This window comes from Chryseobacterium barbadense (assembly GCF_042849955.1).
In the GTDB taxonomy this organism is placed as follows: Bacteria; Bacteroidota; Bacteroidia; order Flavobacteriales; family Weeksellaceae; genus Chryseobacterium.
Genome location: NZ_BAAFHL010000070.1, coordinates 1 through 10,697, shown reverse-complemented (window position 1 = coordinate 10,697; position 10,697 = coordinate 1). Strand labels below are relative to the sequence as shown.

Genomic DNA, 10,697 nt, shown 5'->3' with positions numbered 1-10,697 from the left:
AAATATAATAAACGTAAGGCAGAAGAGCCCAGACTTTACGATAACGGTCAAGTTGTGGGATGTAAAATTCCTCTGAGATAATTTCAGCAATAGGGAAAAACTCTTTTTTAAAAGGACCCCAGTTGAGTCTCCATTTCTCCACCATATCACAAGCTTTTCCTGCTGATTTTGCAATTTTCCGATTGGGGGTAATGTTTCCGTATTTGTCCAGCTCTACGTTTTCCCAGCCTCCTTTAGTGAATTTATATTCAATAGGATCCGGAAGAATGCTGTCGTCAATATCAATAAAATAAGTGCCGGAATCGGATGTCTTAAGTTGATAGTTATTGTCTTTGGGGTTCCACTTGTTAAAATTCCCCGTAATATAAACTGTTCTGTCATCCTTTTCTTCCGTATAGAGTTCGAACCTCATCATATGTGCGTAAAAAATTAAACACTAAATTTATAAAAAATCTTTTATAGATCATTTTGAAATCATAAAAACAATGGTTGAAAAAATGATATATTTGAGAAAATAGGTGAGAGAGGGAATTAACATAATAATTAATTCAATAATATGTAACGGTTATTGTTAATTTTTTTTGTAGTTTCAGAGAAAATATAAAATTAAACCAGCCTTGATGAATTCGGTTAAAACATACACGCTTTTCACGGAAGAAGATATTTATCTTTTCAAAGAAGGTAGGCATTACAAGCTATATGATAAGTTTGGTGCTCATTCTGTGGAGAAAGACGGAATTCAAGGGGTTTATTTTTCTGTTTGGGCACCGAATGCCAAAAAAGTTTCAGTGATCGGGAATTTTAATCACTGGAATCATAAAGACCATATTTTATATCCCCGTTGGGATGAATCGGGAATCTGGGAAGGTTTTATTGCCGGTTTAACCTGGGGAACTTTATACAAATATGCTATTGAAACTGCTTATGGGGAAATCATGGAGAAAAGTGATCCTTATGGTTTGAGCTGGGAACAGAATATTCAGGCTGCTTCATTGGTTTCAACTACATGGTATGAATGGGGAGATTATGAATGGATTCAAAACAGATGGAAAAAAAATAATCTGGATGCGCCAATTTCAGTCTATGAGCTTCATTTAGGATCATGGGTGAGAGATGGAAATGCCCCCAACAGATTCCTTAATTATAGGGACATTGCCCAAAAGCTTGTGCCTTACATTAAAGATATGGGTTTTACCCACGTGGAATTCATGCCTGTTATGGAATATCCGTATGACCCGAGTTGGGGATATCAGATCACCGGCTTTTATGCGGCAACTTCACGTTTCGGTTCTCCGCAGGATCTTATGTATCTGATTGATGAGCTCCATAAAAATAATATCGGAGTGATTCTGGATTGGGTGCCGTCCCATTTCCCGGGAGATGCTAACGGTTTGCACCGTTTTGACGGCTCTTTTTTATATGAGCACGAAGATCCCAGGAAAGGCTTTCACCCTGACTGGAAATCATATATATTTAATTACGGAAGAAGTGAAGTGAAATCTTTCCTTATATCCAATGCAATGTTCTGGCTGGAACGTTATCACGCAGATGGTTTGAGGGTAGATGCCGTGACCTCTATGCTGCATCTGGACTATTCGAGGAATGAAGGAGAATGGGAACCTAATATATACGGAGGAAATGTAAATCTTGAAGCAAAAGCTTTTCTTCAGGATTTTAATACAGCTGTCTATAAAGAATTTGGAAATAGCATCATCACTATTGCAGAAGAAAGCTCTGATTTTCCAATGCTGACGAAACCCGTACATGATGGCGGAGTAGGATTCGGAATGAAATGGATGATGGGTTGGATGCATGATACACTGGATTATTTTAAAGAAGAACCTATTAATAGAAAATATCATCATCATAAACTGACTTTTGCATCCATGTACATGTATAATGAAAATTATATGATGCCTTTGTCTCATGACGAAGTGGTTCATGGAAAAGCAAGCTTGATATATAAAATGGTGGGAGATGAGTGGCAAAAATTTGCTAATCTTCGGGCTTTATACGTGTATATGTATACGCATCCCGGAGCAAAACTCTTGTTTATGGGGGATGAATTCGGGCAGACAAGCGAGTGGAATTTTACCCAGAGTTTAGACTGGCATTTATTGCAATATCCGGTTCATAAAGGAATGCAGACCCTTGTGAAAGATTTGAACCATATCTATAAATCTGAGCCTGCCTTTTATGAAAACCAATTCAATCCAGACAGTTTTGAATGGGTGGAAGCGAATGACGAGAATAACTCTATTTACGTCTACCTGAGAAAAGGTAAAAAAAGGGATGATGTTTTTATGGTGGTCTTGAATCTTACCCCAAAAGTACTGGAATATAAAATAGGGGTGAATGGAGGAACTCATTGGGAGGTGATCTTCAACTCTGATGACGAAAGGTATAACGGTAGCGGAGTACAACCCGAAGTACTCAGAGAGGATTATGAAGAATGGATGAACCGTCCGAAATCAATCACCCTCAAATTACCCCCTTTGGCAGGAATGATTTTAAAACAGAAAAAAGACAAAAAATATAAATTACACAGAATTAAATTACATAAAAAGTAAAATGGTTGTTTATCACCTTAGTACGGAATGTTATCCGGTGGCAAAAGTAGGAGGTTTGGCAGATGTAGTCGGAGCGTTGCCTAAATATCAGAATAAAATAAAAGGGGTTGAAGCCAAAGTGGTAATGCCCTGGTACAACAAATCTTTTTTCTATGATCATGAGTTTGACATAGTTTTTGATGGATTTATTCACCAGGGACCGAATATGCTGCAGGTTCAGGTCATGAAAGAGAAAAACAATGTGCTGGGCTTTGAATTATACATGGTGAGAATTCCCGGGCTCCTGGATCGTGATAATCCTTATGGATATCAGGATGAAAGCTTTCAGTTTTTAGCCTTTCAGCATGGGGTCTTACATTGGCTGAGTGCCATGCAGATCCGTCCGGATGTTTTACACTGCCATGATTATCATACGGGACTGGTTCCTTTTATGATTGAAAACTGTGGTGAATTCGAATTTCTGAAAGGAGTAAAAACTATCGGAACCATCCATAACGGAGAATACCAGGGAATGATGAGCTGGAATATGGCGAATTATATGCCGTCTTTTGATGCCTGGAAATGGGGATATTTAGATTGGAACGGATTGATCAATCCATTAGCGTCGATGATGAAATGTACCCATGCTTTTACAACAGTTTCCGAAGGCTATCTTGAGGAGCTGTATATCGGCTTCAGAGGTCTGGAAAGTCTGGTTAGGCAGGAGTTCAGCAAAGCTTACGGAATCATCAATGGAATTGATACAGATGTATGGAACCCGGAAACCGATCCGATGCTTGATTTTAATTATTCCATTAAAAATGCTGTAGCACAGAAGAAGAAAAATAAAGAAAAGCTCTGTAAAGAATATGGCTTAAAGCCGGATCTTCCTTTGTTTGCTTTCATTGGAAGGTTTGCCACGGAAAAAGGTGCAGACCTGCTTCCCGATATGGTGTGGAGAAGCATAAAACAAAGCTATGGTGCTTTAAATATTATGATTTTGGGGTCTGGTAACACCTACATTGAAAATAAACTCAAGGAATATGATTATACCTACAGCAATTTTGCATTGGATTTAGGTTATAAAGAACATCTTTCACATAAGATTTATGCCTCGGCTGACTTTTTATTAATGCCATCAAGAGTAGAGCCTTGTGGGTTGAACCAAATGTATTCCATGAGATATGGAACGATTCCTGTAGTAAGATATACAGGCGGATTGAAAGATACCGTAGCTGATATCTCTACCGGTGGTGCAGGATTAAACTTTACCTATCCCGGAGTAGATGATATGATCCATGCCATTAACAGAGGAATTAATCTCTACAACAAAAAAGACACGATGGAAAAACTGATTGAGGCCAATATGCAATTTGATTTCGCATGGGAGAAATCTGCAGAAAAATATATAGCTTTATACAATAACTCAATATAAAAACGCAAGATAATTATGAAACACAATGTTATTTCCATTGTTTTGGGAGGAGGTAGAGGAACAAGGCTTTTTCCGTTAACCTATTCAAGGTCGAAGCCGGCGGTTCCTATTGCAGGAAAATACCGTTTGGTGGATATTCCGATTTCCAATTGCCTGAATTCCGGATTGAATAAAATTTTGGTCCTGACGCAGTTTAATTCAGCTTCATTAAACTCACATATTAAAAACTCTTATCATTTTGATATCTTCAGCAGAGGTTTTGTAGATATTCTGGCTGCAGAACAGAACGTAGAAAATGACAGCTGGTATCAGGGAACAGCAGACGCCGTTCGCCAGTCGATGAAGCATCTTGAAAAATATGATTATGAATATATCCTGATTCTTTCCGGAGACCAGCTGTATCAGATGGATTTCAGAGAAATGCTGGATTTTCACATTGAAAACGGAGGCGATGTAACAATTGCTACGATTCCGGTGAATGCAAAAGATGCTACTGGTTTTGGAATTTTGAAATCTGATGATGACGGTAATATTACCTCTTTTGTGGAAAAACCGGGATTTGATATGCTGGAAGGCTTAAAATCAGAAGTTTCTGACGAGAACAAACATAAAGGAAAAGAATATTTAGCTTCTATGGGAATCTATATCTTTACCAAAAATATTCTCAAAAAAATGTTCGAAGAGGGCGCTGGAGACGACTTCGGGAAAGATATTATTCCAAGCTCCATAGGGAAGTACACCACATTAAGCTATCAGTATGAAGGATACTGGACCGATATCGGGACTATTGAATCATTTTATGAAGCTAATCTTGATCTTTGTCAGGATTTTCCACAGTTTAATCTTTTCTCTTCTTCGCCGATTTACACAAGGGCGAGAATGCTTCCACCATCCAAAATTAATGGTTCTTACGTAAGTAAAGCTGTTTTTGGCGACGGGTGTATCATTATGGCGGATAAGATCGAAAATTCAGTAATAGGAAACAGAACCAGAATTGATAAAGGAAGTACGATTGTCAATTCCTACGTCATGGGAGCCGATTTCTACCAAAATACCACTGAAATTGTTATGAACGACAGAAAAGGACGCCCGAATATGGGGATCGGGAAATACTGCTACATAGAAAAGGCAATTCTCGATAAAAACTGCTACATCGGAGATAACGTAAGGATCATCGGCGGGAAGCATTTACCGGATGGAGATTACGGGACACACTCTGTTCAGGATGGCATTGTCGTAGTGAAAAAAGGAGCTATCCTTTCTCCGGGAACTCATATCGGATAATTAACCTATTTAATCTGAGTTTGGGATAAGCAAAATATGTTGAAATTATATAAGCACTAGGTGCGCAGGAGGTTTTCGGTATTTTGTATAATTTTTGTTCGCAAGGGCGTTTTACTCAGCAATGTACGCGGTAAGCCATAGCTAAACAGAGTGCCCTTGCGAACAAAAAAAATAATAATTTGTGACCTTTGCGTTAAAATTAAATACTTGTCATATCATATCCGGATAATTAACCTATTTAATCTGAGTTTGGGATAAGCAAAATATGTTGAAATTATATAAGCCTAGGTACGCAGGAGGTTTCCGGTATTCTGTATAATTTTTGCTCGCAAGGGCGTTTTACTCAGCAATGTACGCGGTAAGCCATAGCTAAACAGAGTGCCCTTGCGAACAAAAAAAAATAATAATTTGCGACCTTTGTGTTAAAATTAAATACTTGTCATATTTAATCAATTGTTTAACCGAAACTTGCTCAGATTAAATTTTAAGCAATTTTAACATACAACTATAGTGATCAACATATTGGTCACTTTTTTTATTTGTATTACTTTTGTGCGATGCGTCTTATAAAAATCATAGCTGTAGTTATTCTCTTTCTGGTAGGTGCCTATGCGCTTTCCATGTATTATTTTGTAGATGAAAGCAAGAACTTTCAGATTGAAAAAGATATAGATTATCCTGTAGATAAAGTATTTTCCCAATTCAATAACCTGCAGAATTTTACCCGATGGAATAACTTTTTTAAAAGCTCCCCATCTATTGATATTGATTATTATACCCCCTATGAAGGGCAGGGAAGCGCCATCAGTTATACAGATCCTAAAAATGATACGGATGGAGAAATGTTTATCCGATATGAGAATCCCAACAAGACATTAAGATACCAGCTTTTTGAAGATAAAAATGAGAATCCTACCCTTGTAGATGTAAAATTTAAAGCACTTTCAGCTGAAAAGACGAAGATCACATGGTATGTTCATACTCCGAGACTTTCGGTGTTAAGAAGAGTGCAAAATTTCTGGACGGAAGACCGCTTTGCTGAGAATATAGATAAAAGCATGGTGAACCTGAAGAATCTTTTAGGAAACAAAGTGGAGAAAGACAACCAGATGGCTGCCATTAAATACGATAGCTTAATGGTGGAAAATGAAGAAGGAAAGTTATTGCTGGGAATCAATGTAAGTGCCTCCAACAAAAAGGATGCGTTGTACAGAAACATTGTGATGAACTACAACAAAGTGTACAATTATGTAACGATGGATTTAGGCAAAAAAGATGATGAATTCGGGTATCCTATGCTGATGACGGATGCGGATAATTATAAAGATAAAGAAGTATCCTATTTTATTGGTATTCCTTTGTCCAAAAGGATGGGAGTTACAGATAATAACTTTAGTTTCAGAACGGTAAACTCTAGTCAGAATTACGTCATGTACTACAAAGGAACTTATGCCGGGAGAATCAAAGCGATTCAGCAGCTGATCCAAAAAGCTAAGAAAGATGAAATGCGTTTTGGGGATGTTCAACAGACCTTTATCGAGCGTCCTATGGAAGATCAGGACGTTAACATGAAGCTCTCTTTAACGGTGTTTAAGTAAATTCCTGATATTTATCTCGTTTATGTTTTTTTTAACGGTTTGAAGGTACCCCAAGTCGGTTTTTTTTATTAAATTTGAAGATTAATTCTACAAACAAATTTTAATAATAGATACACTGTAATAATGGACAGATTTTCATTCCTAAACGCAGCTCATTCTCAGTTAATTGAGGACTTATACCAACAGTATTTAAAATTCCCGGACTCTTTAGAACCATCATGGAAAGCTTTCTTTCAAGGCTTTGATTTTGCTTTAGAGAACTATAGCGATGACGATAGTATTCAATATATCCAGGGTTCGGCTAATGCCGCTCCTGTAGCACAACAAATTTCTCAGGCAGTTTCCAATGGAGAAGTTCCTGAACAGATCAAAAAAGAATTTAAGGTAGTAAACCTTATTGAAGCATACAGAACAAGAGGTCATTTGTTTACCAAAACAAACCCTGTAAGAGAAAGAAGACATTATACTCCTACTTTGGACATTGAAAATTTCGGGCTGTCTAAAGAAGATTTAAATACAAAATTCAGCTGTGCGGTAGAAACGGGAATGAAGGAGCCTGCCACGTTGAAAGACCTTATCACTCACCTGGAAAACATCTATTGTGATTCTATCGGGGTGGAATATATGCACATCAACAATGTTGAGGAGAAAGACTACATCAAAAAATGGTTACAGGTTAATGAAAACCATCCAAGTCTTTCCGCCAATGAAAAAACTGAAATCTTATTAAAGTTAAATCAGGCTGTAGCTTTTGAAAACTATCTTCACACCAAATTCGTAGGACAAAAAAGATTCTCATTGGAAGGTGGAGAAACATTGATTCCTGCATTAGACCAGTTGATCTCAAGATCTTCACAACTAGGAGTAGATGAGGTAGTTTTAGGAATGGCTCACAGAGGAAGATTGAACGTACTGTCAAACATTTTCGGAAAATCATACAAGCAGATCTTCTCAGAATTTGAAGGAAAAGAATTTGAAGAAGATGTATTCTCAGGAGACGTTAAATATCACTTAGGATCATCTAAAAAGATCAAAACAGCATCAGGTGAGGAAGTTTCCATCAACCTTACTCCAAACCCGTCTCACCTTGAAACAGTGGCCGCTCTTGTAGAAGGAATCTGCCGTGCAAAAGTGGACGATAAATACAAAGATTATTCTAAAGTATTACCAATTATTATCCACGGTGATGGGGCTATCGCAGGACAGGGGATTGCTTATGAGGTGGCTCAGATGATGACACTGGAAGGATACAGAACAGGAGGAACAGTTCATATTGTTGTTAACAACCAGGTGTCGTTCACTACAAACTATATTGACGCAAGATCTTCAACCTACTGTACAGACATTGCAAAAGTTACAGAGTCTCCTGTAATGCACGTGAATGCCGATGATGCTGAAGCGGTAGTTCATGCGATGCACTTTGCTGCCGATTTCAGAGCTAAATTCGGTAAAGACGTGTATATCGATTTATTAGGATATAGAAAATATGGTCATAACGAAGGGGATGAGCCAAGATTCACACAGCCTAATTTATATAAAACTATTGCCAAACACCCGAATCCGAGAGAAATCTATAAAGATAAATTACTAAAGGACAGCGTTACTTCCAACGATGTGATCGCTAAAATGGAAGCTGATTTCAAAGGACTTTTAGATAAAGACTTTGATGCATCCAAAGAGATCGAGAAGAACGTAATGGATGTGTTTATGGCTGAAGACTGGACAAATTACCCGATCGCTAAAAGAGGGGCAGTTCAGGATACAGTTGACACTAAGTATGATTTGAACAAACTGAAAGAATTGGCTGTTAAAATGTCAACGCTTCCGGCAGATAAGAAATTCATCAATAAAATTACAAGACTATTCGAAAACCGTATCAAAGCTATTGAAGGAAACTCTTTAGACTGGGCTTTAGGAGAGTGGTTAGCTTATGCTACATTGCTTACTGAAGGTCACAACGTAAGAATTTCCGGAGAAGATGTGGAAAGAGGTACATTCTCTCACAGACATGCTGTGGTGAAAACAGAAGATACGGAAGAAGAATACATCCCGTTAAGACATGTTTCTGAAAACAGATTCGATGTATACAACTCACACCTTTCAGAATATGGGGTGTTGGGATTTGACTATGGGTATGCAATGGCTTCTCCAAATACACTGACGATCTGGGAAGCTCAGTTCGGGGATTTCGTGAATGGAGCGCAGATCATTGTTGACCAGTATTTAGCGGCAGCAGAAGAAAAATGGAAAATCCAAGACGGATTGGTGATGTTATTGCCTCACGGTTCAGAAGGACAGGGAGCAGAACACTCTTCAGCAAGATTAGAAAGATTCTTAACGCTTTGTGCGAATGAAAATATGGTAGTGGCCAACATCACTTCACCAGCTAATTATTTCCACTTATTAAGAAGACAGTTGAAATGGGCATTCAGAAAACCATTGATCGTGATGAGCCCGAAATCTTTATTGAGACATCCGAAAGTAGTTTCTCCACTGGAAGATTTTGCCAATGGTGCATTCCAGCCGATCTTAGATGATCCGACGGCAGATCCTAAAAAAGTGGAAAAAGTAGTGCTTTGTTCAGGAAAACTATATTTTGAATTATTGGCGAAGAAAGAAGAACTGAATGCTGAAAATATCGCATTGGTAAGATTCGAGCAATTATATCCGCTTCAGACAGATGCTATCGAAGCAATCTTCAATAAATACGAAAACAGAAAAGAGCTTGTTTGGGCTCAGGAAGAACCTGAAAATATGGGAGCTTGGTCTTATATCTTAAGAAACTTCAGAGATACGGGAATCCAGGTAATTGCTCCTGTACCAAGCGGTGCTCCGGCTCCGGGAAGCCACAAAATGTTTGAGAAAAACCAAAATGCAGTGATTAACAGAGTATTCGACAGAAATGATGCGCCTGTAAAAAGACCTGTAACAGCTTAAAAAATAATAATCAATTAAAAAAATAAAAAAATACTCAATATGTCAGTTTTAGAAATGAAAGTTCCTTCACCGGGCGAATCAATTACAGAAGTTGAAATTGCAACTTGGCTTGTAAAAGATGGTGATTATGTAGAAAAAGATCAACCTATCGCTGAGGTAGACTCAGATAAAGCAACGCTGGAATTGCCTGCTGAACAAAGTGGTGTTATTACTTTAAAAGCTGAAGAAGGTGATGTGGTACAAGTAGGTCAGGTAGTTTGTTTAATTGATATGGATGCGGCGAAGCCGGAAGGCACTGCTGCACCTGCTGCAGAAGCTCCGAAACAAGAGGAGGCTCCTAAAGCGGCAGAACCGGCTAAACAAGAAGCTTCAAAGCCTGCTGCTCAACCTGCTGCTACTCAGACGTATGCAACCGGAGCCCCGTCTCCTGCTGCAAAGAAAATTCTTGATGAAAAAGGAATCGATGCGGGACAAGTTTCAGGAAGCGGAAGAGACGGCAGAATCACTAAAACTGATGCTGAATTGGCTGCTGTTCCGGCAATGGGAGGAAGTTCATTAACGGCTACAGGTTCAAGATCTACAACCACAACGAAACTTTCTGTTCTTAGAAGAAAACTAGCGACAAGATTAGTTTCTGTGAAGAATGAAACGGCAATGTTAACAACTTTCAATGAAGTGGACATGTCTGAGATCTTCAGAATCAGAAAACAATATAAAGATGAATTCGCTCAGAAACACGGTATCGGTCTTGGTTTCATGTCTTTCTTCACGAAAGCGGTTACAAGAGCATTACAGATGTATCCTGATGTAAATGCATCTATCGATGGTGATTTCAAAATCAACTACGATTTCTGCGATATTTCGATTGCAGTTTCAGGCCCTAAAGGATTAATG

7 protein-coding genes are annotated in these 10,697 nt (G+C 38.3%); 6 read left to right on the top strand and 1 reads right to left on the bottom strand.

The features are described 5' to 3' along the window. The coding region (locus ACGHIN_RS15310; RefSeq protein ID WP_463322663.1) for a CBM20 domain-containing protein at nucleotides 1-415 on the bottom strand (415 nt) is incomplete at its 3' end. A 205-nt stretch (nucleotides 416-620) separates the two neighbouring features. Here ACGHIN_RS15310 and glgB point away from each other — a divergent pair. The 6 genes from glgB to ACGHIN_RS15280 all read left to right on the top strand — a co-directional run. Then, nucleotides 621-2,570: a 1,4-alpha-glucan branching protein GlgB gene (gene glgB / locus ACGHIN_RS15305; RefSeq protein WP_390455417.1), complete on the top strand. Its 1,950-nt coding sequence runs from the start codon at nucleotides 621-623 to the stop codon at nucleotides 2,568-2,570. Between the two features lies 1 nt (nucleotide 2,571). Further along, a complete protein-coding gene (locus tag ACGHIN_RS15300) occupies nucleotides 2,572-3,984 on the top strand; it encodes a glycogen synthase (protein WP_390455413.1) in 1,413 nt (470 codons plus the stop codon). 15 nt (nucleotides 3,985-3,999) lie between these two features. Further along, nucleotides 4,000-5,268: a glucose-1-phosphate adenylyltransferase gene (locus ACGHIN_RS15295; RefSeq protein ID WP_390455410.1), complete on the top strand. Its 1,269-nt coding sequence runs from the start codon at nucleotides 4,000-4,002 to the stop codon at nucleotides 5,266-5,268. Nucleotides 5,269-5,825: 557 nt separating this feature from the next. Next, nucleotides 5,826-6,866: an SRPBCC domain-containing protein gene (locus ACGHIN_RS15290; protein WP_390455407.1), complete on the top strand. Its 1,041-nt coding sequence runs from the start codon at nucleotides 5,826-5,828 to the stop codon at nucleotides 6,864-6,866. 123 nt (nucleotides 6,867-6,989) lie between these two features. Continuing rightward, on the top strand, nucleotides 6,990-9,803 hold the full coding sequence (locus tag ACGHIN_RS15285) for a 2-oxoglutarate dehydrogenase E1 component (protein WP_390455404.1): 2,814 nt from the start codon (nucleotides 6,990-6,992) through the stop codon (nucleotides 9,801-9,803). A 39-nt stretch (nucleotides 9,804-9,842) separates the two neighbouring features. After that, a partial coding sequence (locus tag ACGHIN_RS15280; protein WP_390455401.1) for a 2-oxo acid dehydrogenase subunit E2 occupies nucleotides 9,843-10,697 on the top strand: 855 nt, incomplete at its 3' end.

Coding starts and splice junctions, on each gene's coding strand:
- ACGHIN_RS15285 (WP_390455404.1), top strand. CDS start 6,990: ATGGACAGATTTTCATTCCTAAACGCAGCTCATTCTCAGTTAATTGAG.
- glgB (WP_390455417.1), top strand. CDS start 621: ATGAATTCGGTTAAAACATACACGCTTTTCACGGAAGAAGATATTTAT.
- ACGHIN_RS15300 (WP_390455413.1), top strand. CDS start 2,572: ATGGTTGTTTATCACCTTAGTACGGAATGTTATCCGGTGGCAAAAGTA.
- ACGHIN_RS15295 (WP_390455410.1), top strand. CDS start 4,000: ATGAAACACAATGTTATTTCCATTGTTTTGGGAGGAGGTAGAGGAACA.
- ACGHIN_RS15290 (WP_390455407.1), top strand. CDS start 5,826: ATGCGTCTTATAAAAATCATAGCTGTAGTTATTCTCTTTCTGGTAGGT.